Source organism: Streptomyces siamensis, from assembly GCF_039543605.1.
GTDB classification, from domain to species: Bacteria; Actinomycetota; Actinomycetes; order Streptomycetales; family Streptomycetaceae; genus Streptomyces; species Streptomyces siamensis.
Map to the genome: position 1 here is coordinate 84,771 of NZ_BAABKB010000007.1, position 24,791 is coordinate 109,561.

Below are 24,791 nucleotides of genomic sequence, written 5' to 3' on the forward strand. Positions count from 1 at the left end.
ATGCACGGACGCGGCGCTCCCCCCATGCTCGTCGCGGCCCGTCGGACGGGCCCTGTCACGCGTGGTGGGGTCGGTCTGCGAGGTCGCGGTGTCCGCCGCCGTGGCGTGCGTCGCCTTCGACGGAGCCGCCTTGACCGGCTCCGTCCCGGTCCGCGCCTGCACGGTCCCGGCCTGCGCGGGCTCGGCCTGCGCGGGCTCGGCCTGCGCGGGCTCGGCCTGCGGAGCCGTGGTCCACGGAGCCTTGGCCTGCGGAGCCTTGGCCTGCGGAGCCTTGGCCTGCGGAGCCTTGGCCTGCGGAGCTGTGATCTGTGGAGCCGTGGTCTGCATCGGCGTGGTGCGGGCGGGCAAGGCGCGTGGTCCCGGATCCGGCTGCCGGGCCGACCCGTTCGGACCCGGTGTCCTCGCGGGGCGGGACGAGGCACCGCCCGGCGGGCCGGTGGGCGTCAGCCGCCCCCGGAGCCCCGGTACGGGACCGCCGGCGTCCCGACGGGCGGGTGTCACGGCGCCGCCCCTCGTCTCCGGAGCGAACGGGGCGCCGTCGTCGGACCGACGGGCGCCGGGCAGCTGCGGTACCCGGGGGCCGGTGCCCTCCGGCCGACGGCCGCCCAGGTCCGGTTCCGGCCATCCGGCCGCGTCCGTGCCGTCGTGCCGATGACCCGCGCCCAGGCGGTCCAGCCGGTCCAGCCAGCCGCCCGGACCGTCGGCCACCGGGGCCGCGTGCCCCGCGTCCGGATCGTCGGCGCAGCGGCCTTCGTGCGCGCTTCTGCAAGGGACGTCCCGCATTGGTGCCACCCCCCAGGGGCTCCGCCCGCGGAGCCCTCCCGCACGGTCCGCGGGTTCCGTGCGTCTGATAGCCGCGGGGTTACCCGGCTCACGGGGTGATCCACCCTCTGCATGGCCGGTAAAAGTGCCTCGCTCCGGGCCGCGCCGTCCACCGGGCGACGGCGGACGCGGGCCACTGGATGTTCCGGCGCCCGGCCCGGACCTCGGGAGGGCTCAGGCACCCATGAGCCGGGAACCGCGCAGCGGCGCGGCGAGCGCCAGGAGCGCGCGCTCAAGACCGTGGAGATGGGCGAGGGCCTGCTCGGCTCCGGGGTGGTGCCCCGGAGCCGCCGGACGGGCCGTCGCGGGACGCCCCGGCACGGCGCCGACCAGGGTCTCCATCGCGGTCTCGACCCGCCCGCACGCCGCCGTGAGACGGGCGTCGTGCGAGGCGTCCGGATCGGCGGCCACGGCCGCGAGCCCCCGCACCTCGCGGGCGCAGTCGTCGAGCAGGGCGAGGATCTGACGGGCCCGCTCCTTGCGCGCACGCATCGGGTTGAGCGGATGCACCAGGGGCGCGAGCGCGAGGCGTACGCGCCCCAGGAGTGCTTCGAGCTCCCCCGCGCGCGGCGCCGGGTCGGCCAGATCGTCGCCCGCCAGCCGGTCGGCCGCCTCGGCGGTACAGCCGTGCACGGCGTGCAGGGCCCGCTCGACCCACCGGTCGGTGACGGCGTGCGTCGTGATGGGCAGAACCAGCGCGACGGCGAGCGCGGCACCCAGGGCGCCCGCTCCGGTCTCGGCCAGCCGGAGGCCGAGCAGTCCGGGGTGCAGCACCCCGAGGAGCCCGTACAGCAGTCCTGCCATCACGGTGACGAAGAACATCATCCAGCTGTACGAGGGTGCCGCCGTGTAGAAGATCCCGAAGACGCAGACGGCGACGAGCGCGGCGGTGGGCGCCGGGGCGCCGTGCAGCGGTACGGCGATCAGCAGACCGGCGACGATGCCGGTGACCGTGCCGACGACACGCCGGAAACCGCGGACGAGCGTCTCACCGCGCGAGGCGGTGTTGACGAAGATCCACCAGGCGGTGCCCACGGCCCAGTACCAGCGGTCGTGGGAGATCAGCTGGCCCGCGGTGAGCGCGAACGCGCAGGCGGCGGTCGCCTGGAAGGCCTGGCGCGTGGCGGGGCGGGCGAGTCCGCGCCCGTCCAGCGGCGCGGGCGCGGCCGGCAGCGGGGTGCGCCGCTCGACGCACCAGGCGCCGAAACGCACGGTGGACGACGCGGTGAGCGCCAGCGCCACGGCGCCGAACAGCTGGGGAAGCTGACCGGGAACGGCGTGCAGGAACTGCGTGGTGAAGAACATCATGAACGCGAAGATGCCGAGCGCGTGGCCGCGCGGACCCCAGCGGCGGGCGTACACACCGGCGAAGACCACGGCGAGCCAGCTCGCGTCGCGCAGCGCCGGCGCCCCGTGCAGGGCGGTCGCCAGCGCGAGGACCGGGAAGCCGGCCAGCGGCAGCAGGGCGGTGGTGACGGCCTGGCCGCGCACGGTCGGGTCGCCCACCGTGAACAGTGCGAGGAGCGCCGCGAGACCGCCCGTGATGGACGCGGGCAGCGAGAGCCCGGCCAGTTCGCACACGGTCACCGCGAGACCGATGCCGAGGACGGCCCGCAGGGAGACCCGCAGCCGGAACAGCCCCGGGTCCGGAGCCATGAACATCTTCTTCACCGTCGGCGGCCCGCCCCCACTTCGCATCGACACCTTCCGCGCACGGGTCCGTGAGGGCTTCGGCCCTCAGGACATGGGAATGGCGCCGCGGGTCCGGTCCGGCGTCCTTGCCGTCCGGCGCTGCGCAGCGCCATGAATACAGACAAGGTAAGCAACAGCCGGGAACTGGCTCAACAGGCGGAGCCCAGGGAGGGCCATTGGTACAGTCGAGGGAGATCGCGTAGGACAACAGGAAGACCAACGGACCATGGCCGTGGACGAACTCGACACCCGCATCCTGCGGCTGCTGCTCGAACAACCGCGCACCAGCGTGCGCGAGTACGCGCGCATCCTCGGCATCGCCCGCGGCACGCTCCAGGCGCGCCTCGACCGGCTGGAGCGCGACGGCGTGATCACCGGAGCGGCCCCGTCGCTCTCCCCCGCCGCCCTCGGACACCCGGTCCTGGCCTTCGTGCACATCGAGGTCACGCAGGGTCACCTCGACGAGGTCGGCGACGCCCTGGCCGCCGTGCCGGAGATCGTCGAGGCGTTCTCGATCACCGGCGGCGGCGATCTGCTCACCCGTGTGGTGGCCAGGGACAACGCACATCTGGAGGACGTGATCCAGGCCCTGATCAGCCTGCCGGGCGTCGTCCGCACCCGCACCGAGGTGGCGCTGCGCGAGCGCGTCCCGCACCGGCTGTTGCCCCTGGTGGAGTCGATCGGGCGCGGTACGAGGGGCTGAGCACCGTACGCCCGGGGGCCGACCACCGGCCGGCCGTGGGCCGGGGCCGCGCCCGGTCGGCGGCCGGGCCTCGATGGACCCGAGCGGATCCACCCGCCGTGCGGTTGGCATCCTTGTCCGCATGAGCACCCTCGGCACCACGGCGGTCATCTTCGATCTCGACGGAACGCTCGTGGACAGCGAGCCGAACTACTTCGAGGCGGGCCGCCGGACCCTCGCCGAGCAGGGCGTCACGGACTTCACCTGGGCCGACCACGAGCAGTACGTCGGCATCAGCACCCAGGAGACGCTCGCCCTCTGGAAGGAGCGCTACGGCCTGACGGCCCCGCTCGACACGCTGCTCGCCGACAAGAACCGCCGCTATCTGGAGCTGGCCCGCGCCTCGACGCAGGTGTACCCGGAGATGCGGAAGTTCGTGGAGCTGCTGGCCGCCGAGGACGTCCCGATGGCGGTGGCCTCCGGTTCCTCGCCGGAGGCCATCGAGGCGATCCTGGCGGGCACGGGCCTCGCCCCGTACATGCCGACCGTGGTCTCGGCCGACGAGGTCGCGCACGGCAAGCCCGCCCCCGACGTCTTCCTGGAGGCGGCTCGCCGCCTGGGCGCCGCACCGGCCGACTGCGTGGTCCTGGAGGACGCCGCGCCGGGCGTCGCCGCCGCGCACGCCGCCGGGATGCGGTGCATCGCGGTCCCCTACGTCGCCGCCCAGGCCGACGACCCGGCTTTCGCGACGGCCGGACTGCTGCTGCGCGGCGGCCAGTCCGAGTTCACCGCACGCGGTGCGTACGAGTGGCTCGCGCCGCGCACGGCCGGCTGACGACCGACAGGGCCGGCGGACTGGCCGGCCGACGGGCCGACGGGCCAGGCGATCCGGCCCGCTCTCCTCCCGTCGCCGACCGGTCAGGACGCCCGGACCACCGGTGCGGTCACCCGGTCGTGGTGGATCGGCAGTCCGTTGCCGGTCAGCGGGACGCCCGATCCCCCACGCCGCGACGCGACGATCTCGGCGGCGATGGACAAGGCCGTCTCCTCGGGGGTGCGGGCGCCGAGGTCGAGACCGATGGGCGAGCGCAGGCGCGCGAGTTCCGGGTCGGTGAGGCCCACCTCGCGCAGGCGCCGGTCGCGGTCCTCGTGGGTGCGGCGTGACCCCATGGCGCCGACGTACGCGACGGGCAGGCGCAGTGCCGTCTCCAGCAGGGGGACGTCGAACTTGGCGTCGTGGGTGAGGACGCACAGGACCGTGCGGTGGTCGGTCGCGGTGTTCCGCAGGTAGCGGTGCGGCCAGTCGACCACGACCTCGTCGGCCTCGGGGAAGCGGTCCCGGGTCGCGAAGACGGGGCGGGCGTCGCACACGGTCACGTGGTGGCCGAGGAACTTGCCCGCCCGGACCAGTGCCGCCGCGAAGTCCACGGCACCGAAGACGATCATCCGCGGCGGGGGCACGCTCGACTCCACGAACAGCGTCACTCCGCCCGGGCAGTTCGCCCCGTCCTCGGAGATCTCGACGGTGGCGGTGCGTCCGGCGTCGAGCATGGCCCGGGCCTCGGCTGCCGCGGTCGCTTCCAGCGCGGCACCGACGCCCCGCGCCCGTTGCCACGAGGCCCCGGCGACCCCCGCCCGCTCCGGCCCGACCTTCAGTGCGCCCCGCTCCGGCCCGACCCGCACCGCATCCCACTCCGGCCCGGCCTCCGCCACGTCCCGATGCAGCTCGGCCCCCGTCGCGTCCGGCTTGGGCTCGGCCCCCGTCGCGTCCGGCTTCGGCTCGGCCGCCGGCGCGGAGCGCGACGAACCGGTCCCCATCGCGTCCCGCTCCGGCTCGGTCTCCGGGGCGGAGCCCGACGGCCCGGCCGCCGCGACGGAGCCGGGCCGTTGCGAGCCGTCCGTCAGGGTTCCCGCGTACGACCCGTCGGCGTGCACGAGCAGCGCGCCGCCCATGAGCTCGGCCGGCCCCCTGATCACCCGGGCGAGGGCCACCGCCTCGCCCCGCGCGGCGGCGGCCAGCCAGGCCGCGAGGGCCGGTGTGTCCGCGCGCACCGGCATGACGAGGACGTCGAGCACCCCGCCGCAGGTCAGGCCCACCGCGAAGGCGTCCTCGTCGCTGTAGCCGAAGCGTTCGAGGGCCACCCGCCCGTCCTGGAGGGCCTCGACGCACAGGTCGTACACCGCCCCCTCGACACAGCCGCCGGAGACGGACCCGATGGCGGTGCCGTCGCTGTCCACGGCGAGGGCGGCACCGGGACCGCGCGGCGCGCTGCCGCCGACCGCCACGACGGTGGCGACCGCGAAGTCCCGGCCCTCCTCGACCCACCGGTGCAACTCCTCGGCGAGGTCAAGCACCGTGCGCTCCCCCGACGGCGTTCAGGACGCGGTCCGGCCGGATCGGCAGGTTCCGGTGGCGCACGCCGGTCGCGTGCCAGACCGCGTTGGCGACGGCCGCCGCGGCTCCCACGACGCCGATCTCGCCGATGCCCTTGATCCCGACCGGGTCGTCCGGGTCCGGATCGTCCACCCAGTCCGCCTCGATGGCCGGCACGTCGGCGTGCGCGGCGAAGTGGTAGCCGGCCAGGTCGGCGCCGACGTGACCGCCCGAGGCCTGGTCCCGGGTCGCCTCCTCGTGGAGGGCCATGGACAGGCCCCAGGTCATGCCGCCGACGAACTGCCCCCGCGCGGTCAGCGGATTGACGATCCGGCCCGCCGCGAAGATCCCCAGCATGCGGCGCACCCGTACCTCGCCCGTGCCGACGTCCACGGCGACCTCGGCGAACTGGGCCCCGAAGGCGTGCCGTTCCTTCTCCGTGAGCGCGCCGACCGCGGCGGAGGTGTCGGACCGCTCGGTGATCCCCTCCGGCGGAAGGGCCACGCCCGGGACGAGCCGTTCCCGCAGGGCGCGCGCCGCGACGGTGATCGCCCAGGCCCAGGAGCGCGTCCCCATCGAGCCGCCGGCCATGATCGCGGCGCCGAAGTCGCTGTCCGCGATCCGCATCCGGATGCGCCCTGGTGTCGTCTCCAGCGCGTCGGCCGCGATCTGCGTCAGCGCCGTCCGTGCGCCGGTGCCGATGTCGGCGGCGGTGATCCGCACGGTGAACGTGCCGTCGGCCTCCGCCGTCACGGCGGCCGTGGAGGGTGCGGAGAGCGTGGGGAAGGCGGAGGCGGCCGTGCCGGTGCCGATCAGCCAGCGTCCCTCGGGGCGGACGCCCGGACGCGGGTCGCGGTCCGCCCAGCCGAACCGGCGGGCGCCCTCCTCGAAGCAGGCGAGGAGGTTGCGGCTGCTGAACGGCAGCCCGGTCATGGGCCCCACGGACGGCTCGTTGCGCACCCGCAGCTCGATCGGGTCGATGCCGCACTTCTCGGCGAGCTCGTCGAGCGCCGACTCCAGCGCGAACGAGCCGGGGGCCTCGCCGGGGGCCCGCATCCAGGTCGGTGTGGGCACATCGAGCCGTACGACCCGGCTGGCCGTGTGGTGCGCGTTCGCGTCGTACAGCGGATGCCCGAAGTCCGCGGCCCGCTCCACGAATTCGTGGACGGTCGAGGTCTGGCACTCCGAGACGTGGTCGACGGCGCGCAGCCGGCCGTCATGGTCGGCGCCGAGCCTGACCCGCTGCAACGTGGGGCTTCGGTAGCCGACGAGCGAGAACATCTGACGGCGGGTCAGCACGACGCGGACGGGACGGTGCAGGACCGTCGCGGCCATCGCCGCCGAGACCTGGTGCGGGCGGGTTCCCTTGGAGCCGAAGCCGCCGCCGACGTGCTCGGAGCGCACCCGCACCGATTCCGGGTCGAGCGTGAAGAGCTTCGCGAGCTCGTCCGCCACGAACCTGCTGCCCTGGTTGGAGTCGACGACCTCCAGGCGGCCGCCGTCCCAGCGGGCGGTCGCCGCGTGCGGTTCCATGGGGCTGTGGTGTTCCTCGGGAGTGGTGTACTCCGCGTCCACCACGACGGCGGACGAGGCGAGTTCGGCCTCCAGGTCGCCCTTGCTCTCCTCCGCGCCCTCGGGGGTGTACATGCCGGGGTGTCCGGCGAAGAAGGCCACGTCGTGAGGTTCGGCGTCGTAGCGCACCGTGAGGGCCTCCGCCGCTTCCCGGGCCTGCTCGGGCGTCTCCGCGACGACCAGGGCGACCGGCCAGCCGACGTACGGCACGCGGTCGTGCTGGAAGAGCTGGAGCACCGGGTCGGGCGGTCCGAACACGCCCATGTACCCGGCTTCGAGCCGTGGGGCGTTGCCGTGGTGCAGCACGGCGAGGACGCCGGGCATGCCGAGGACGGGCGCCTCCTCCACCGTGCGGACCCGCCCGCGTGCCACGGTCGCGAGCACGAGCCAGCCGTGCGCCAGATCGGGGTGTGGGACCTCTCCGGCGTAGCGTGCGGCACCCGTGACCTTCGCGAGGCCCTCCACTCGGGTGTGCGCGGTGCCGACGGCCCGGCTCGCCACGGCGGTCGGGGTGGTCGTGGTCATCGGGTGGCCTCCTCGGCGAGTTCGGTCAGCACGGCCACGACGAGATTGCGCATGAGGGTCACCTTGTAGCGGTTGTGGGGCAGGGGGCGGGCGGCCGCCAGTTCGGCGTCCGCGGCGGCGGCGAACGCCTCCGCGCTCACCGGGCTCCCGGTCAGCAGCCGTTCGGCCTTCGTGACCCGCCAGGGCCGGGACGCCACCGCGCCGAAGGCGAGCCGCACATCCCGGACGACGTCGCCCCGGACGTCGAGGGCCGCGGCGACCGAGCCGATCGCGAACGCGTACGAGGCGCGCTCGCGCACCTTCCGGTACCGCGAGGTGGCGGCGACGGGGGTGGCGGGCAGGGTGACGGCGGTGATCAGCGCGCCGGCCGGCAGGGCCGTCTCCAGATGCGGGGTGTCACCGACGGGCAGATAGAAGTCGGAGAGGGGCAACTCGCCCGGCCCGTCGGCCGTTTCGTACGCGACGACGGCGTCGAGCGCGGTGAGGGCCACCGCCATGTCGGACGGGTGCGTGGCCACGCAGTGCTCGGAGGCCCCGAGAACGGCGTGGTTGTGGTGTTCGCCCTCGATGGCGGGACAACCGCTGCCGGGAGCCCGCTTGTTGCACGGCTTGGTCAGGTCGGTGAAGTAGCCGCAGCGGGTGCGCTGGAGCAGGTTCCCGCCGACCGTGGCCATGTTGCGCAGCTGCCCGGAGGCTCCGGCGAGCACCGCCTGCGCCAACGCCGGGTAGTGCCGGCGCACTTCGGGATGGGCGGCGAGTTCGCTGTTGGTGACGGTGGCGCCGATGCGCAGCCCGTCCTCGGGCGAGAACTCGATCCGGCCGAGGGGCAGTTCGCGTACGTCGACGAGCCGGGTGGGCCTTTCCACGCCGGCCTTCATCAGGTCGACGAGGTTGGTGCCGCCGCCCAGGAAGCGGGCCTCGGGGTCGTCGCCGAGCAACGCCACGGCGCCCTGGACGTCATGGGCGCGGTCGTATCCGAACTCCTTCATGCCGCGACCTCCTCGGCGTCGGAACCGCTCCCGGACCCCTGCTTCCCGGAGCACCCCGGCCCGGAGTCCGGCTCCGCCGGGACTTGGGCCCCGGCAGCCCGTGCGACCGCCTGGACGATCGACACGTAGGCACCGCAGCGGCACAGGTTTCCGCTCATCCGCTCCCGGATCTCCTCGGCGGTGAGCGGTGGCGGGCCCGCTTCGGAGCGGACGTCGTCGGTCACCGCGCTCGGCCAGCCCGCCGCGTGCTCCTCGATCACCGCGATCGCCGAGCAGATCTGGCCGGGGGTGCAGTATCCGCACTGGTAGCCGTCGAGGTCGAGGAACGCCTGCTGGACCGGATGCAGCCGCTCACCGTCGGCCACGCCCTCGATGGTGGTGATCTCGCGGCCCTCGGCGGCGACCGCCAGTTGCAGGCAGGAGACGGCCCTGCGACCGTCGACGAGCACCGTGCAGGCACCGCACTGTCCCTGGTCACAGCCCTTCTTGGTACCGGTGAGGTCGAGCTGTTCGCGCAGCGCGTCGAGCAGGGTGGTGCGGTGGTCGACGGGCAGCGTGTACTTCTCGCCGTTGATGTTCAGGGTGATGGCGCTGGACGTCGATGGGGCCATGATCAGCCTTCTTTCGCGTGTGTCGTGCGCGTCGAAGTCGAACGGGGGCGGTCCGTGGCGGCTCGTCATCCCGCCGGGTGCGCCAGAATGCCTGTCGGCGATCGGTTCCGGCCATCCACACGGAGCGGGTCAGCCACTAGAGTGAGCTCCAAGCGGACAGCTGTCCGCTACCCGTAAAAGCTAACGGACAGCTGTCCGCTTAGCAAGGTCGACCGGTCGACGACCACGGTCGGCCACACCATGACTCCGGAGGGAGTCCGGCCGAGGTTCCGGGAGATCCCCGGCACAGGGCCCGGACGGAGTCCGGCCGACATCCCGGAAGGCCGACATCCCGGAAGGAGGACGAGTGCGCCCCGAGAAGGACACGCCGACCCGTTCGAGTACGCCACTGCGGTCGGACGCCCAGCGGAATCGCGAGCGCATCCTCGAAGTGGCCCTGGCGGAACTGACCCGCTCGGCGGACGCCCCCCTGAGCGCGATCGCGAAGAAGGCGGGCGTCGGGCAGGGGACCTTCTACCGCAACTTCCCCAACCGCGAGGCCCTCGTCCTGGAGGTCTACCGCTACGAGGTGCAGCAGGTCGCCGACGCGGCGGCGAAGCTCCTCGAAGCCCAGCCGCCGGACCGGGCGCTGCGGGAGTGGATGGACCGCCTCGCCCAGTACGCGATGGCCAAGGCGGGCCTGGCCGACGCGCTGCGGACGGCCACCAGCGTGGCGCGCGGCACCCTGACACGCCTGGGGCACGGCCCCGTGGCCCAGGCCGTCACGCTCCTGCTGAAGGCCAACGAGGAGGCCGGCACCATCCGCCCGGGGGTGACTCCCGACGACTTCATCCTCGCCATCGCGGGGCTGTGGCAGATCGACCCGCACGGGGACTGGCAACCGCGCGCCGAGCGTCTCCTCGACCTGGTCATGGACGGCCTGCGCGCGGGCGCCCCCGGCTCGGGCGCGCCGCCCCCAGCCGCTTCCTCCGCACCGGCCTGGTCCGCGCCCGGCACGGCCCCCCAGCAGTCGGGCACCGCCGGAGACGATTGAGCCGGACGGTGCCGCGACGACCGAAGGCGACCGGCCTCCACCGACCACGACCGGCCTCCACCGACGACGACCGGCCTCGGGCGACGGCGACCGATTCCGCCACCGGTGCCCCTGGAGGGTGTCCGGCGGCGGACGCCCGGGCCCGGTCGCGCCGCCTCAGCGACGTACCAGTACGGCGTGCGTCACGGCCGGCGAGCTCACCAGCTCGGAGACCCGGTAGCCGTCGACCCCGTCACCCAGATTGTCCAACAGGCGCTCGCCACTGCCGAGGAGCTTCGGGAAGACGGCCAGATGCAGCTCGTCGATCAGCCCTGCCCGCAGGTACTGCTGTACGGTCGCCGCTCCCCCGCCGATCCGCACGTCCTTGCCGTCCGCCGCCTCGAACGCCCGTGCCAGCACCGTCTCGACGGGCTCGTCCGTGAAGTGGAACGTGGTGCCGCCCTCCATCGGGACCGAGGGCCGAAGGTGGTGGGTGTGGACGAACACGTCGTTGTGGTACGGCGGGTTGGCACCCCACCAGCCCTTCCACGACTCGTCCTGCCACGGTCCGCGGTGGGGTCCGAACATGTTGCGTCCCATGATGGTGGCGCCGATGTTCTCCTCGGAGCGGGCCACATGGTCGACGTCGACCCCCGTCCTGCCGTCCGCGTGGTCCCGCATCGCGGCGAACATCCAGTCGTGCATCTCTTCGAAGCCCTCGCCCAGCGGGTGTTCCAGCCTCTGGTTGGGGCCTGCGGCGTAGCCGTCCAGCGAGACCGTGATGTTGTGTACGCGCAGTTTGGGCATGACCGTTCTCCTCGGGTCGATGGATGGCCTCTCTCACCCGTGCGTCGAACGGGACCCGTCCGCATCGACAGCCGCTCCGAAGAATTTCCGCACCCGTCTCCCGGGGGTGACAGGCATGCCGGCCAGGGGCAAGGACGTGCTCCGCTCAGGAGTAGAAGTTGCGCTGCCAGCGGTGCCCGGCCAGCGCGGCGAGCCGGTCGGCGGTGAGGGCCCGCCCGTCGCTCAGGGCGGTGTTGCGTTCGACGTTGCGCACACTGCGCATCCCCGGGATGACCGTGGAGACGGCAGGCGCGCTCAGGACGAACCGCAGCGCGGTCTCGGCGATCTCGTCGGGTTCGATGCCGAGGTCCGCGACGATCGCGGCCACCCGGCGTTCGACCTGGGCAGGACGGTCGCCGCGGAAGTAGCGGTTGCGCCAGTCGCCCTCGGGGAACGTCGTGCCGGCGGTGATCCTGCCGGTCAGGCCGCCCTCGTCCAGCGCCACCCGCACGATAACGCCGACGCCGTGCTCGGCGCACGCCGGCAGCAGTGCGTCCGCGGGTGCCTGGTCGAAGACGTTGTAGATGACCTGGACACTGTCCACCGCGCCGCTGCGCACGAGCGCGAGGGCGTTGCCGGGCTGGTGGTCGTTGATCGAGATGCCGAACAGACGGATCTTCCCCTCCTGCTTCAGCTGTGCGATCGTCTCCAGCCAGTCACCCCGGCCGACCCATTCGTCGGACCAGACGTGGAACTGCAGGACGTCGTAATGGTCGAGGCCGGCCACCCGCAGGCTGGTCTCCAGGCTGTCGCGGATGTGCGCGCCCGGGAAGGTCTCGGCCGGGTCCAGCCCGTCGGGCGCCGGCCATGTGCCGTTCTTCGGAGGCACCTTGGTCGCGACGAGGACCTCGTCGGCGCCGCGCTCGCGCACCACCCGGCCGACGATCCGTTCGCTCTCGCCGTAGCCGCGGGCGGTGTCGACGAAGTTGACCCCCAGGTCGACGGCACGGTGCAGGGCACGTACCGATTCGTCCTCCGACGCTCCCACCCAGCTGGACTCACCGATCCCCCACGCTCCGAAACCGATCTCGGACACGGACAGTCCACTGCGGCCGAGCTCCCGGTAACGCACAATCACCCTCCACGTCAGTACCCCGCCGGCGACCCGGACGGGCCGCGCGCCCCGCCGGAAGTCACGTTGACCATAGGCGAGTTGAGCGATTCGGTCAGGTGGGTTTCACTTGGGTCCGCCACGGGCGGGCGTCGGCCGCGGCGCGCGTGAGCATGCCCTTCTTCCGGCGCGCCTCGGCGGCGGTCACGTCGGCTCCGAGGCCCTCGGCACCCTCCGGGGCCCGGCCGCGCAAGGCCACCCCCGACTCAATCGTGGGATAATCCAATATGTCCGATGAAAGGTTACTTTCGTGGCCAACAGCGACCATGGGACCGCATACGAGAGCATCTGGCTCGACCGCAGCGGGCAGGCCGAGGCGTTCGACGCCATCGGCGACCGCTACGACGAGGCATTCCCCCACAAGGACGGCCAGCTCTTCGCCGGCGAGTGGCTGATCGAGCAGCTGCCGGCCCGGTCCCGGGTCCTGGACCTCGGTTGCGGCACCGGAGTGCCGACATCTCGCCAGCTGGCGGACGCCGGGTTCGAGGTCGTGGGCATCGACCTGTCCGGCGGGATGGTCGAGCTGGCCCGGAGCTATGTGCCGGCGGCGATGTTCCACCAGATGGACCTCGCCGATCTGAGGCCGGGTGGTCCTCGCGACCTCGGCCGGTTCGACGCCGTCGCGGCCTTCTTCTCCCTCCTCATGCTGCCGCGCGCGGAGATACCCCTCGCACTGGCGACGATCCGCCATCTGCTGGTTCCCGGCGGGCTGTTCGTCCTGTCGATGGTCGAGGCCGACGTGGACGACTTCTCGATCCCCTTCCTCGGCAACACGATCCGGGTCTCCGGCTATCTGCGGGAGGACCTGCTCAAGGTCATCGAGGCGGCGGGCTTCGACGTCGTCGAGGAGTCCTCCTACACCTACGCCCCGGCCGTCTCCGACGTCCCGCCCGAGGAACAGGTGTTCCTCTGCTGCCGTCGGGCGGACTGAGCACGACGATCCATCACCACGGACCGCGACACCCCCGCGGCACCCACTGGACGGAACGAGAAGCGTGACGGAGCAGCACACACCCCGCGACGGCTCGGGCGATGCGCCCAGGCGGTCCGGCGCCCCGCCGACCCGGGCCGAGCACGCCGGCACGCCCGAGCCGTCGCCGGGCCGGTGGCACGCGGAGCACTCCTCCCCTTCGTCCTCGTCCTTGTCCTCGTCCGACGGGAAGCGGCCGGCATCCTCCGACACGGCGCGCCCCTCCTCCCCGGACGGCAACCGACCCCGGCCCGCCGGCGCGGAACGATCCGCGGTCCCCGGCGAGGGCGGGTCCGCGGCACGCCACCACACGCTCGCGGACGCCCCCTCCCACGAGGCGGTCCCGGACGGCGCCGGCCCGCAGACGGACCGGCTGCGCTACCTCGACGTGGCGACCCGGCGCATCGCCCGCGGGATGGACCTGGACGAGACGCTCCGCGAATTACGGCGGGCGGCCGTTCCGTCCTTCGCCGACGCGATCTTCGTCCATCTGCACGATCCGCTGCCGGTCGGACAGGAGAAGCCCGCCGCACCCGTCGTCCTCCAACTGCACAGCGTCGACCGGGCGCCGGATCCATCGGGTACCGGAAGCCCGGCCCCTTCGCCGCCGGCGGTCCGCCCCCTGCACGCGAACGTTGCCGAGCGGGTGCACGTGACGGTCACCGGGCGTCTCGCGGAGCTGCTGCTCGCCGGTCGTCCGGCGTTCGGCGACGCCCCGGGCATCGGGGCCGCGGTGGCCGAACTGCTCGGCCCGGTGACGGGTGAGCCGGGCGCTCTGCCACCGGGCCGCAGGCTGATCGTCGCGCCCCTGCACGGCCGTCATGACGTCATGGGCACCGTCGTCCTGCTGCGCAGGCCCGAGCGCCCCGCCTTCACCTCGGACGACCTGCTCGTCGCCTCGCAACTGGCGACGCACACCGCGATCGGCGTCCAGAAGGCCGTGATGTACGGGCACGAGGCCGCCGTGGCGGACACCTTGCAGCGCACCATGCTCCCGTCGTCGCTGCCGGAACCCACCGGTGTCCGGCTCGCCAGTCGCTATCTGCCCGCCTCTCGGACGGCCCAGGTCGGCGGCGACTGGTACGACGCGATCCCGGTCACCGGCAACCGGATCGCACTGGTCGTCGGCGATGTCATGGGTCACTCCATGACATCGGCCGCGATCATGGGCCAGCTGCGCACCACCGTGCAGACCCTCGCCGGGCTCGACCTGCCCCCGGACGAGGTCCTGCACCACCTGGACGAACAGGCCCGGCGCCTGGGCAGCGACCACATCGCGACCTGCCTCTACGCGATCTACGACCCGATCTCGCACCGGCTGCTCATGGCGAACGCGGGCCACCCTCCGGCCGTACTGCTGCACCCGGACGGACGGACCGAGATCCTGCGCGTTCCGCCGGGCCCTCCCATCGGCGTCGGCGACGTGCTGTTCGAGTCCGTGGAGATGCCCGCACCCACCGGAGCCACACTGCTGCTGTACACCGACGGGCTGGTCGAGACCCGAGACACGGACGTGGGCACCGGCGTCGAGGCGCTGCGCAGGCGGCTGGAGACCACCGTCGACGGACGCCCCGCACTCTCGCTGGAACTGCTGTGCGACCAGGTGCTGGGCAGCTTGGGTCCGGCCGCACGGGACGACGACATCGCGCTGCTGGCCGCCCGGTTCGAGGGATTCCCGCCGGACAGTGTCGCGTACTGGTTTCTGGACCCTCGGCCGAGAACCGCGGGACAGGCACGCCGGCTGGCCCGCAAGGCCCTGCACCGCTGGGGCCTGGAGTCTTTGCTGGACACGACCGAGCTCATGGTCAGCGAAGTCGTCACCAACGCCGTGCGCTTCGCCTCGCGCCCCATCTCACTGCGGCTGCTGCGCACCGACGTACTCCGCTGCGAGGTGACCGACGACTCTCCCGAGGTGCCCCGGATGCGGCACGCCGCACCGGGCGACGAGGGGGGCCGCGGCCTGTTCCTGGTCAGCCAGCTCGCGCGGCGCTGGGGCGCAGCACGACTGAGCACCGGAAAGGTCGTCTGGTTCGAGCAGCCGATCCCGCGGGACGAGCAGCCGACCCCGCGGGACCCGCGGCCCACCTCGCGGGACTAGCGGCCGGCCGGTCGACCAGCGGCCGATCTCGCGGGACCGACGGCCCCGGACGCGCGTACGGAGCCGGTCTCACAGATCACCGGTCGCCGGTGTGTGGTGCACGTAACCACCGATGATCAGCTCGTGTGACACCCGCGTAACGGGCATTTCGTACGGTCGACGGGACGAATCCGGTGACGAGAGGGATCGCCCGTGACCACGACCGCGACGCAGGTGCGCACGGTCTGCTCGTACTGCGGTGTCGGCTGCGGGATGGTGCTCGACATCGGCAGGGGACCCGACGGCCGGCGTACGGTCCTCAAGGCGTCCGGCGACAAGGCGCACCCCGCGAACTTCGGCCGTCTGTGCACCAAGGGCGCCACGACGGCGGAGATGCTCGCCGCCCCGGGCCGGCTGGACACCGCTCTCGTCCGGCAGCGGCGCGAGGAGGAGCCGGCGCCCACGGGCGTGCACGCGGCGATCAAGGAGACGGCCCGTCGGCTGCGGGCGGTCGTCGACGAGCACGGCCCGGACGCGGTCGCGTTCTACGTCTCCGGGCAGATGGGGCTGGAGGCGCAGTACCTGGCCAACAAGCTGGCCAAGGGCTTCGTGCGGACCAACCAGATCGAGTCGAACTCGCGGCTGTGCATGGCCGGCGCGGGCACCGGCTACAAGCTGTCGCTCGGTGCGGACGGCCCGCCCGGCTCGTACCAGGACTTCGACCACGCGGACGTCTTCCTCGTCATCGGGTCCAACATGGCCGACTGCCATCCCATCCTGTTCCTGCGGATGATGGAGCGGGTCAAGAAGACCGGCGCCAAAGTGATCGTGGTGGACCCGCGACGCACCGCCACCGCGGCCAAGGCCGACCTGTTCCTGCAGCTCAGGCCCGGAACCGACCTGGCGCTCCTGAACGGCCTGTTGCACCTCCTGCACGAGAACGGCCACACCGACGCGAAGTTCGTCGCCGCCCACACCGAGGGCTGGGAGGCGATGCCGCGGTTCCTCGCCGACTACCCGCCGGCCACGGTCAGCGAGATCACCGGCATCGCCGAGGAGGACCTGCGGACGGCGGCCCGGCTGATCGGCGAGGCCGGGGAGTGGATGAGCTGCTGGACGATGGGCCTGAACCAGTCCACTCACGGCACCTGGAACACCAATGCCCTGATCAACCTCCACCTGGCCACCGGGGCGATCTGCCGTCCGGGCAGCGGCCCGTTCTCGCTGACCGGGCAGCCCAACGCCATGGGAGGCCGGGAGATGGGCTACATGGGACCCGGTCTGCCGGGCCAGCGCTCGGTCCTGGTGGACGAGGATCGGGCGTTCACCGAGGAGTTGTGGGGGCTGCCGCCCGGCTCGATCCGCGAGGACGGGTCCGGCCGGGGCACGGTGGACATGTTCCGGCGGATGGCGGACGGCCACATCAAGGCCTGCTGGATCATCTGCACGAACCCGGTCGCGTCGGTCGCCAACCGCAAGACCGTCATCGAAGGGCTGGAGGCGGCCGAGTTCGTCGTCACCCAGGACGTCTTCGCCGACACCGAGACCAACGCGTACGCCGACGTGATCCTGCCCGGTGCGCTCTGGACCGAGACCGAGGGCGTGCTGGTCAACAGCGAGCGCAACCTCACGCTCGCCCGGCCCGCGGTGGAACCGCCCGGCGAGGCGATGGCGGACTGGCGCATCATCGCGGCCGTCGCGCGTGAGATGGGCTACGAGGAGGGATTCTCGTACGGCAGCGCGGAGGAGGTCTTCGAGGAGATCAGGCGCGCCTGGAACCCGAGGACCGGCTACGACCTGCGTGGCGTGTCCTACGAGAGGCTGCGCTCGACCCCCGTGCAGTGGCCGGCGGCAACGGCCGACGGGCCGGACCGCAACCCGATCAGGTATCTGGGAGCCGACGGGCGGCCGTCCTTCCCGACAGCGAGCGGCCGTGGTGTCTTCCACGCCCGCCCGCACGTGCCGCCGGCCGAGATGCCCGACGACGACTACCCGTTCGTGCTGAACACGGGGCGCGTGCAGCACCAGTGGCACACCCTCACGAAGACGGGCAGGGTCGCCAAGCTCAACAAGCTGAACCCGGGGCCGTTCGTGGAGCTGCACCCGGACGACGCCCTGGCTCTGGACGTGCACGACGGGGACGCGGTGGAGGTCGCCTCGCGGCGCGGCCGGGCCGTGCTGCCCGCGCTGGTGACGGACCGGGTCCGGCCGGGGAACTGCTTCGCCCCGTTCCACTGGAACGACCTGTTCGGCGAGTACCTCAGCGTCAACGCCGTGACCAATGACGCCGTGGACCCGCTGTCCTTCCAACCCGAGTTCAAGGTGTGCGCGGTGTCGCTGGCGAAGGTGACCGCGCCGGCTGCCGCACGAGCGGACGGGCCCGGACCGGGTGCGGAGGTGGCGGATGTGCCCGGCCCTCCGGCTCCCGGGGCCGGTGCTGCGCTACCGCCCGTACCCGTCGGCCCGCCTCCCGCGGCGGCCCCGGTCGCACCGGGCACGGCAGGCGCGGGCCCCGCGGCCGCCGTCCTCGGTCTGGCCCCCGTCCCGCCGCCACCCGTGCTGAGCGAGACCGAACGCCGCTATCTCGTCGGCTTCCTCGCCGGTGTCGAAGCGGGCACCCCGGGTGTGCCGGTACTTCCGCCGGCGGCACCGTTCAGTGCCGAGCACGCGCTGTGGGTCAACGGCGTACTGGCCGGGATGTACTCCAGGGCGGCCGTGCCCTCCCCGGTCCTCGCCGCGTCCGTGTCCGCGGGACGCGAGGTCGTCGTGCTGTGGGCGTCGCAGACCGGCAACGCGGAGGAGTTCGCGACGGCCGCCACCGAACGGCTCTCCTCGGCCGGGCACAGCGCCAGCCTCGTCCCCATGGACGACGTCGACCTCTCCGCGCTCCCTCCCACCGCCGGTCTGCTGCTGATCACCAGCACGTTCGGCGATGGAGACGCTCCGGACAACGGCTCCTCGTTCTGGGACCTGCTGGCCTCGTCCGACACCCCGAGCCTGGCGGGCCGGCCGTACGCGGTCCTCGCCCTGGGCGACTCCTCCTACGACGACTTCTGCGGGTACGGCCGACGGCTGGACCAGCGGCTGGACGAGCTCGGAGCGGTGCGTCTGGCGCCGCGCACGGACTGCGAGCCGGACTACGAACCCTCCGCGACGGCCTGGCTGGACCAGGTCCTCACCGCTCTGACCGACGAGGCCGCCCCGGCCCCGGCCGCCGCCCCGATGACGCTCCCGAGCACCCGGAAACCCGCGCCGGTCACCGCGCGTCTCGTCGGCAACCGGCTGCTCAGCGGCCCGGGGTCGGGCAAGGAGGTACGGCGCTTCACCTTCGACACCCGCGACAGCGCCGTACCGCTGACGTACGAGACGGGTGACGCGCTCGGCGTACGCCCCGTCAACGACCCGGAGCTGGTGGCGGAGTGGCTCGCCGTCACCGGTGTCGCCGCGGACGCCGAGGTGACGGTGCCGGGCGTCAGCGGGACGACGTTCCGTCAAGCCCTGCACGAGCACCTGGACATCACCCGCGTCACCACCGACATGCTGCGGTTCCTCGGCGAACGCGTCCACGATCCGCGCGAGCTGAAGAAGCTGCTGCGCCCCGACAACAAGGACGAGCTCGCCAAGTGGTGCTGGGGCCGGCAGGCCGTCGACGTCGTCGCCGACCTGGCCGTACGGGCCAGTGCCCAGGAATGGGCCGACACGCTCAAGCGGCTGCAACCGCGGCTGTACTCCATCTCGTCCAGCCCGCTCACCGATCCCGCCCTGGTCTCGCTGACGGTCTCCGTGGTCCGCTGGGAGAACGTGCACGGCCGCACCCGTCAGGGCGTGTGCTCGCCCTTCCTCGCCGACGCCGCGCCGGACAGCCCCGTGCCGGTCTTCGTCCAGCGGTCCCCGCACTTCCGGCCGCCCGCCGACCCCGCCACAGCGATGGTGATGGTGGGCCCCGGGACCGGGGTCGCACCGTTCATGGGCTTCCTCGACGAGCGTCGCGCGCTCGGCCACCGGGCCCCCAACTGGCTGTTCTTCGGCGAACAGCGCCGCGCAGGCGACCACTACTACGAGGACGAGCTCACCGCCCACCTGGACGCCGGCACCCTCGCCCGGCTGGACACCGCGTTCTCGCGCGACCAGCGCACCAAGGTGTATGTCCAGGACCGCATGCGCGAACACGGGCCCCAGCTGTGGTCCTGGCTCCAGGACGGCGCCCACTTCTACGTCTGCGGCGACGCCTCCCGGATGGCCAAGGACGTCGACCGGGCGCTGCGCGACATCGCCGTCGTACACGGCGGCCTCGACGAGGACGGCGCCGCCGCCTTCGTCAAACAACTCGCCGCCGACAAGCGCTATGTGCGCGACGTGTACTGACACATCGGTGACGTGCGTGTGCGGGACGCAGCCGGCCGGAGGATCCGGTCCCACGATGTGGGACCGGCTCGACTCACCGCCCAAGACGCATAGGCTCTGAGTGGCCTCCGGGGCGGCCGGAATTCCAGGGACGGGAACAGAGGGCGACATCCATGGTGACAGCGCGCCGGTTTCCTCTCGGCTCCGCGACGACGCTCACGGAACTGGAGGACGATCCTCACCCCCGGCTGGCCCTGCTGCGCGCCCGCGAACCGGTGTCGTGGGTGCCCGTGCTGGGAGGCTGGCTCGTGACCCGGCGTGATCTCGCACTGCGCGTGATGCGTGACGCGGCGACCTTCACGGTGGACGACCCCCGCTTCTCCACCGCCCAGGTGGTCGGTCCGAGCATGCTCTCCGTGGAGGGCGCCGAGCACAAGCGGCACCGTGCCCCCTTCACCGACCCGTTCCGCACGCAGGACGTGCACGACCGGTTCACCGGGTTCGTGGAACAGGAAGCCGCCCGGCTCGTGGAAGACATCCGGCCGCGTGGCAGCGCCGAACTGCGCCGGGCGGTGGCCGGGCCTCTGGCCGTCGCCGTCGTCGCCGAGTCGCTGGGCCTGGTCGACGCGGACGCCGAGGCGGTGCTGTCCTGGTACGACGCCATCGTGGGCGCGGTCTCCGACATCACCGCCGGGCAGCCGGCGAGACCCGACGGGGCGGCGGCGTTCGACCGGTTGCGGGGAAGCGTCGAGGCGACGGTCGCGGCAGGAACCGATGCGTCGGTGCTGGTCGCGGCGGCCGAAAGTGAGCGTCTGAAACTTCCGGAGGTGGTCGCCAACGCCGCCGTGCTGATGTTCGGCGGTATCGAGACCACCGAGGGCATGATCGCCAACACCGTACTGCACCTGCTGGCACACCCCGATCAACTCGCCCTCGTGCACGCCGATCCGGGCCTGGTCGACGCGGCGGTCGAGGAATCGCTCCGCCTGGAACCCGCCGCTGCCGTCGTGGACCGCTACGCCACCGCCGACGTGACGATCGGCGGCGCCGACGTGCGGCGCGGTGATCTCGTGGTCGTGTCGCTCGCCGGTGCGAACCGCGACCCCGAGGTCTTCGAGGACCCCGACAGCTTCGACCTGCGACGGAGCAACTCCCGCCTCCAGCTGGCCTTCGCGCACGGTCCGCACTTCTGTCTGGGCGCCCACCTCGCCCGACTGGAGACCCGCGTCTGCCTCCTCGCCCTTCTCGACCGCCTGCCCGGCCTGCGGCTCGACCCGGCCTCGCCCACCGCGCCCAGGGGCCTGGTCTTCCGGAAGCCTCCGGCTCTGCGTGTCCGCTGGGACGTGCCCGCACAGCACTGACGCGACGCCGGGTCACTCCTGCCTCGCCACCGGGCCGGCGCCTCCGGAGCAGGCCGGCCGTGTGCGGCAGCACCGGACGGTGACCGGCCGGCGCGGTTCCTTCAGTCGTGGAACGTAAATGCGTCGACAACGCCCCACCGCGCCCGGCACAGTGTCCGCCCGTGACGAGCAGTGAGCCATGGACCCGTGCGACCGCCGACCGCTACGACGCCGAGGAGGCCGAGCTGTCCTCGGCCGCCGTTCTCGGACCGACTCTCGCCTTCCTCGCCGAACTCGCCGGTGACGGCCGGGCACTGGAGTTCGCCATCGGAACCGGACGCGTGGGCGTCCCGCTCCGGGAACGCGGCGTGCCCGTGGTGGGCATCGAACTGTCCGAGCACATGGCTGCGGTCCTGCGGCGCAAGATCGACGAGCGCACTCTTCCGGTCGCCGTCGGGGACATGGCCACAACCGTCGTCCCCGGCGAGTTCACCCTGGTCTATCTCGTCTACAACACGATCACGAACCTGCTCACGCAGGACGAGCAGGTCGAGTGCTTCCGCAACGCCGCGCGTCACCTGGCTCCCGGCGGCCGGTTCGTCATCGAACTGGGCGTACCGCCGCTGCGGTTGCTGCCGCCCGGGCAGGTCGCGGTGCCGTTCGACGTCTCCGAGCGGCACCTCGGCTTCGACACGTTCGACCTGGTCGAGCAGATCCTCGTCTCGCACCACTTCACTCGCGACGGCGACGACGGCCGCTACCGCAGGGGCAACTCCCGGCACCGGTACGCGTGGCCGGCCGAGCTCGACCTGATGGCACGGATCGCGGGGCTCGAACTGGAACGACGCGTCGCGGACTGGGACGGGACGCGGTTCGACCAGGACTCCGCGAAGCACATCTCCGTGTGGCGCAAGCCGGTTCAACCCGGGTGAGGGCGTGACTGCTTCCTGAAGTCGCCGGTCGAACCCAGACGCACGCGGTGCCGCAACTCGACGCACGCGCGGAGAAGGTGGAGCGCAGGACCAGAAGCGGCGACCGTCAGCCGCCTGCGCCACGACGGACCCGGGCGGCCTTGCGTGCCTCGGCGATGCGGCGGGCCTCGGCGGACCGGCGGGACTCACCACCGCCGTCCCGTCCCGGGCGCGTGCCCAGGCCCCGGAAGGGGGCACCGCCGCGCTTCGGGCGCTCGGCCGGTGCGCTGCCGCCGACGGGGACACCGGAGGGAGCCTGGGCGCCGGTGATGCGGCTCAGCTCGGCCTCACCCGAGCGGACCTGCGTGATCCGGGCCCTGATGCCGGCGTCGGACAGGAGACGGGCCATGTCCCGGCGTTGGCCCGGCAGGACCAGCGTGACGACACTGCCGGACTCTCCGGCGCGGGCGGTGCGGCCGCCACGGTGCAGGTAGTCCTTGTGGTCGCTGGGCGGATCGACGTTGACGACGAGATCGAGATCGTCGACGTGAATGCCCCGGGCCGCGACGTTGGTGGCCACCAGCGTCGTGACATCACCTGTCTTGAACCGGTCCAGGGTGTGGGTGCGCTGGGGCTGCGACTTGCCGCCGTGCAGCGCCGCGGCCTTCACTCCGCTGCTCAGCAGGTGTCGGGTGAACTGGTCGACCGCGTGCTTGGTGTCCAGGAACATGATCACGCGCCCGTCGCGGGCGGCGATCTCGGTGGCGGTGGCGTACTTGTCGGCGCCGTGCACCTGCAGTACGTGATGCTCCATCGTGGTGACCGCGCCGGCCGACGGGTCGACCGAATGAACCACCGGGTCATGGAGGTACCGCTGGACCAGAAGGTCGACGTCGCGGTCCAGTGTGGCCGAGAACAGCATGCGCTGGCCGTCGGGACGTACCTGGTCGAGCAGTTCGGTGACCTGCGGCATGAAACCCATGTCCGCCATCTGGTCGGCCTCGTCCAGGACGGTGATCTTCACTCGGTCCAGACGGCAGTCCTTGCGTTCCACGAGGTCCGTGAGGCGGCCGGGCGTCGCGACGACCACCTCGGCCCCGTCACGCAGTGCGCCGGCCTGGCGGCCGATCGACATGCCGCCGACCACCGTGGCCAGCCGCACCTTCAACGACCGGGCGTACGGGGTGAGCGCCTCGGTGACCTGCTGGGCCAGCTCGCGGGTGGGGACGAGGATCAGGGCCAGCGGCTTCCGCGGCTCCGCACGCTGCCCGGCCGTGCGCGCGAGGAGCGCCAGGCCGAAGGCGAGCGTCTTGCCCGATCCGGTGCGCCCGCGGCCCAGGACGTCGCGGCCCGCGAGGGAGTCCGGCAAGGTGGCGGCCTGGATCGGGAACGGCTCGTTCAGGCCGCGATCGGTGAGCGTCTCCAGCAACGCGACGGGCATGTCCAGTTCACCGAAGGTCGCAGCGGCGGGGGGCGCCGGAGTGACGGTGACCGGCGGCGTCAACTCCCCCTCCGGTGGGGCGGAACGGAGCTCGGTGCCGCCCGGGCCGGTATCGGGGCGACCCTGACCCCCTGGCTGAAGACGGTCGTTCGTGCGGGCTGAACGGCTCATGGAGAACCTTCCTCAACAGGGCACGCATCGAGGAATTCCCGACAAGAATGAGCCGGATAAATTGCAAGAACGAGCCGAATATGAATATCGAATGATTTCAGCGGAATGCGAAAAACAGTGAGCTGGGGCCCCGCCACAAGGCGGGGCCCCAGTCATCTCGTCCGCTCGGACGTCAGGCGGGAGTGATGTTCTCCGCCTGCGGGCCCTTCTGGCCCTGCGTGATGTCGAAGTTCACCCGCTGGCCTTCCTGGAGCTCACGGAAGCCCTGGGCGGCGATGTTCGAGTAGTGGGCGAACACGTCCGGACCGCCACCGTCCTGCTCGATGAAGCCGAAACCCTTTTCCGAGTTGAACCACTTGACGGTGCCAGTAGCCATGTCACATCTCCTTGGGGGGCAGTACCCGGGGACACACGGCGTGCGAACCCCTTCGTTGTCACAATGCGCCCCGTCCGGACAAACACCGGAGATACAAGAAATGCCCGACGCTATACAGGCACCAAGACACTTGAAGTTTCGGGAACCACAACTGCAACTGTGGTCAAGTTTAGCACGGTTCACACATCCGCCCCATTTTCGCCCATGTCGCACGACAGCGGCCCGGCGGGAGCACAGCAGCGGGTCGGCCGACGTGAACTCGACCGAATGAGGAAGGTTAATTTTCGAATGATACAAAGTGCGATCGAGGAAAACTCTCCTCTTCAGTGACCAGCGCCAGGCCTCCACGATGGACGAGGACGAGCCGGCTCACCCGGAGCGGCAGGCCGTCCCGGCCCACGACGTCGCACCGCGCCGTCTCAACCCAGGAACGACAGGCGGACGTTCCGGTTCGGATTGTCCTTGTTCGTATCCACCAGACACACCGACTGCCAGGTCCCCAGCTCCAGCCTGCCGCCCAGGACCGGCAGCGTCGCGTGGGGCGGGACGATCGCCGGGAGGACGTGGTCACGGCCGTGGCCGGGGCTGCCGTGACGGTGCTGCCAGCGGTCGTCCGCGGGAAGCAGGGAGTGCAGCGCGGCGAGGAGGTCGTCGTCGCTGCCGGCACCGGTCTCGATGATCGCGATTCCGGCGGTGGCGTGCGGCACGAAGAGGTTCAGGAGCCCGTCACGGCCTGCCGCGACCTCGCGCAGGAACGCCTCGCAGGCGTGCGTGAGATCGACGATCATCTCGGACGAACCGGTGGCGACGTTCAGGACGCGGGTGCTGAAGGCATCGGACATGGCTCAATCCTCGCCCATGCTCCGGATTCCGTGCCCGAGCCGGATTTCGCACCCCGGCCGGTCGCCGATCGCTCGCTTCCCGC

18 protein-coding genes are annotated in these 24,791 nt (G+C 72.3%); 8 read left to right on the top strand and 10 right to left on the bottom strand.

Annotated features, from left to right (window positions below; genetic code table 11):
* Window positions 1-996 precede the first annotated feature (996 nt).
* On the bottom strand, window positions 997-2,484 hold the full coding sequence (locus tag ABEB03_RS13975) for an FUSC family protein (RefSeq protein WP_345647239.1): 1,488 nt from the start codon (window positions 2,482-2,484) through the stop codon (window positions 997-999).
* A gap of 256 nt (window positions 2,485-2,740) precedes the next feature.
* Between ABEB03_RS13975 and ABEB03_RS13980 the strand changes: the two genes are divergently transcribed.
* Both ABEB03_RS13980 and ABEB03_RS13985 read left to right on the top strand, forming a co-directional pair.
* Window positions 2,741-3,217, top strand: coding sequence for an Lrp/AsnC family transcriptional regulator (locus ABEB03_RS13980; protein WP_345647242.1), 477 nt, complete (start codon window positions 2,741-2,743; stop codon window positions 3,215-3,217).
* A 121-nt stretch (window positions 3,218-3,338) separates the two neighbouring features.
* A complete protein-coding gene (locus ABEB03_RS13985) occupies window positions 3,339-4,031 on the top strand; it encodes an HAD family hydrolase (protein ID WP_345647245.1) in 693 nt (230 codons plus the stop codon).
* Between the two features lie 83 nt (window positions 4,032-4,114).
* Here the strand turns inward: ABEB03_RS13985 and ABEB03_RS13990 are convergent, their stop codons facing one another.
* From ABEB03_RS13990 to ABEB03_RS14005, 4 genes are read right to left on the bottom strand one after another with little or no spacing between them, the layout of a single operon-like run.
* Window positions 4,115-5,551: an XdhC family protein gene (locus ABEB03_RS13990; RefSeq protein ID WP_345647248.1), complete on the bottom strand. Its 1,437-nt coding sequence runs from the start codon at window positions 5,549-5,551 to the stop codon at window positions 4,115-4,117.
* A complete protein-coding gene (locus ABEB03_RS13995) occupies window positions 5,544-7,667 on the bottom strand; it encodes a xanthine dehydrogenase family protein molybdopterin-binding subunit (RefSeq protein ID WP_345647250.1) in 2,124 nt (707 codons plus the stop codon). The genes ABEB03_RS13990 and ABEB03_RS13995 overlap by 8 nt, the downstream gene beginning before the upstream one ends.
* Window positions 7,664-8,656, bottom strand: coding sequence for an FAD binding domain-containing protein (locus tag ABEB03_RS14000; RefSeq protein ID WP_345647253.1), 993 nt, complete (start codon window positions 8,654-8,656; stop codon window positions 7,664-7,666). Before ABEB03_RS14000 ends, ABEB03_RS13995 begins: the two co-directional genes overlap by 4 nt.
* Window positions 8,653-9,267 (bottom strand): (2Fe-2S)-binding protein, encoded by a 615-nt coding sequence (locus tag ABEB03_RS14005; protein WP_345647257.1) that lies wholly within the window; start codon window positions 9,265-9,267, stop codon window positions 8,653-8,655. The genes ABEB03_RS14000 and ABEB03_RS14005 overlap by 4 nt, the downstream gene beginning before the upstream one ends.
* 346 nt (window positions 9,268-9,613) lie before the next feature.
* Here ABEB03_RS14005 and ABEB03_RS14010 point away from each other — a divergent pair, with 346 nt between their 5' ends.
* The gene (locus tag ABEB03_RS14010; RefSeq protein WP_345647260.1) at window positions 9,614-10,300 is read left to right on the top strand and encodes a TetR/AcrR family transcriptional regulator; all 687 of its coding nucleotides are present in this window, start codon (window positions 9,614-9,616) and stop codon (window positions 10,298-10,300) included.
* 156 nt (window positions 10,301-10,456) lie between these two features.
* On the opposite strand, the gene ABEB03_RS14015 is transcribed toward ABEB03_RS14010, so the two are convergent.
* Entirely contained in the window at window positions 10,457-11,086 is a 630-nt protein-coding gene (locus ABEB03_RS14015; protein WP_345647263.1) for a dihydrofolate reductase family protein, read from the bottom strand.
* Window positions 11,087-11,231: 145 nt separating this feature from the next.
* Complete coding sequence (locus tag ABEB03_RS14020; RefSeq protein ID WP_345647266.1) at window positions 11,232-12,197, bottom strand: aldo/keto reductase; 966 nt, start codon at window positions 12,195-12,197, stop codon at window positions 11,232-11,234.
* A 289-nt stretch (window positions 12,198-12,486) separates the two neighbouring features.
* On the opposite strand from ABEB03_RS14020, the gene ABEB03_RS14025 reads away from it, so the two are divergent.
* The 5 genes from ABEB03_RS14025 to ABEB03_RS14045 all read left to right on the top strand — a co-directional run bounded on the left by ABEB03_RS14025 (window position 12,487) and on the right by ABEB03_RS14045 (window position 21,899).
* Window positions 12,487-13,167: a class I SAM-dependent DNA methyltransferase gene (locus ABEB03_RS14025; protein WP_345647269.1), complete on the top strand. Its 681-nt coding sequence runs from the start codon at window positions 12,487-12,489 to the stop codon at window positions 13,165-13,167.
* Between the two features lie 64 nt (window positions 13,168-13,231).
* Window positions 13,232-15,304 (top strand): ATP-binding SpoIIE family protein phosphatase, encoded by a 2,073-nt coding sequence (locus tag ABEB03_RS14030; protein WP_345647272.1) that lies wholly within the window; start codon window positions 13,232-13,234, stop codon window positions 15,302-15,304.
* Window positions 15,305-15,556: 252 nt separating this feature from the next.
* Window positions 15,557-19,648, top strand: coding sequence for a molybdopterin-dependent oxidoreductase (locus ABEB03_RS14035; RefSeq protein WP_425589232.1), 4,092 nt, complete (start codon window positions 15,557-15,559; stop codon window positions 19,646-19,648).
* Between the two features lie 152 nt (window positions 19,649-19,800).
* A complete protein-coding gene (locus ABEB03_RS14040; protein WP_345647278.1) occupies window positions 19,801-20,988 on the top strand; it encodes a cytochrome P450 in 1,188 nt (395 codons plus the stop codon).
* 161 nt (window positions 20,989-21,149) lie between these two features.
* On the top strand, window positions 21,150-21,899 hold the full coding sequence (locus tag ABEB03_RS14045; protein WP_345647281.1) for a class I SAM-dependent DNA methyltransferase: 750 nt from the start codon (window positions 21,150-21,152) through the stop codon (window positions 21,897-21,899).
* A 106-nt stretch (window positions 21,900-22,005) separates the two neighbouring features.
* Here ABEB03_RS14045 and ABEB03_RS14050 read toward each other — a convergent pair whose 3' ends face one another.
* From ABEB03_RS14050 to ABEB03_RS14060, 3 genes are all read right to left on the bottom strand, one after another.
* Window positions 22,006-23,490 (bottom strand): DEAD/DEAH box helicase, encoded by a 1,485-nt coding sequence (locus ABEB03_RS14050; RefSeq protein WP_345647284.1) that lies wholly within the window; start codon window positions 23,488-23,490, stop codon window positions 22,006-22,008.
* Between the two features lie 172 nt (window positions 23,491-23,662).
* A complete protein-coding gene (locus ABEB03_RS14055) occupies window positions 23,663-23,866 on the bottom strand; it encodes a cold-shock protein (RefSeq protein ID WP_028800280.1) in 204 nt (67 codons plus the stop codon).
* Between the two features lie 419 nt (window positions 23,867-24,285).
* The gene (locus tag ABEB03_RS14060) at window positions 24,286-24,708 is read right to left on the bottom strand and encodes a YjbQ family protein (RefSeq protein ID WP_345647289.1); all 423 of its coding nucleotides are present in this window, start codon (window positions 24,706-24,708) and stop codon (window positions 24,286-24,288) included.
* Window positions 24,709-24,791: the final 83 nt, after the last annotated feature.

Excerpts from the sequence above, each read along its gene's own strand:
- ABEB03_RS13975 (WP_345647239.1), bottom strand. The coding sequence starts at position 2,484 with ATGTTCATGGCTCCGGACCCGGGGCTGTTCCGGCTGCGGGTCTCCCTG.
- ABEB03_RS13980 (WP_345647242.1), top strand. The coding sequence starts at position 2,741 with ATGGCCGTGGACGAACTCGACACCCGCATCCTGCGGCTGCTGCTCGAA.
- ABEB03_RS13985 (WP_345647245.1), top strand. The coding sequence starts at position 3,339 with ATGAGCACCCTCGGCACCACGGCGGTCATCTTCGATCTCGACGGAACG.
- ABEB03_RS13995 (WP_345647250.1), bottom strand. The coding sequence starts at position 7,667 with ATGACCACGACCACCCCGACCGCCGTGGCGAGCCGGGCCGTCGGCACC.
- ABEB03_RS14000 (WP_345647253.1), bottom strand. The coding sequence starts at position 8,656 with ATGAAGGAGTTCGGATACGACCGCGCCCATGACGTCCAGGGCGCCGTG.
- ABEB03_RS14005 (WP_345647257.1), bottom strand. The coding sequence starts at position 9,267 with ATGGCCCCATCGACGTCCAGCGCCATCACCCTGAACATCAACGGCGAG.
- ABEB03_RS14015 (WP_345647263.1), bottom strand. The coding sequence starts at position 11,086 with ATGCCCAAACTGCGCGTACACAACATCACGGTCTCGCTGGACGGCTAC.
- ABEB03_RS14035 (WP_425589232.1), top strand. The coding sequence starts at position 15,557 with ATGGTGCTCGACATCGGCAGGGGACCCGACGGCCGGCGTACGGTCCTC.
- ABEB03_RS14040 (WP_345647278.1), top strand. The coding sequence starts at position 19,801 with ATGGTGACAGCGCGCCGGTTTCCTCTCGGCTCCGCGACGACGCTCACG.
- ABEB03_RS14050 (WP_345647284.1), bottom strand. The coding sequence starts at position 23,490 with ATGAGCCGTTCAGCCCGCACGAACGACCGTCTTCAGCCAGGGGGTCAG.
- ABEB03_RS14055 (WP_028800280.1), bottom strand. The coding sequence starts at position 23,866 with ATGGCTACTGGCACCGTCAAGTGGTTCAACTCGGAAAAGGGTTTCGGC.
- ABEB03_RS14060 (WP_345647289.1), bottom strand. The coding sequence starts at position 24,708 with ATGTCCGATGCCTTCAGCACCCGCGTCCTGAACGTCGCCACCGGTTCG.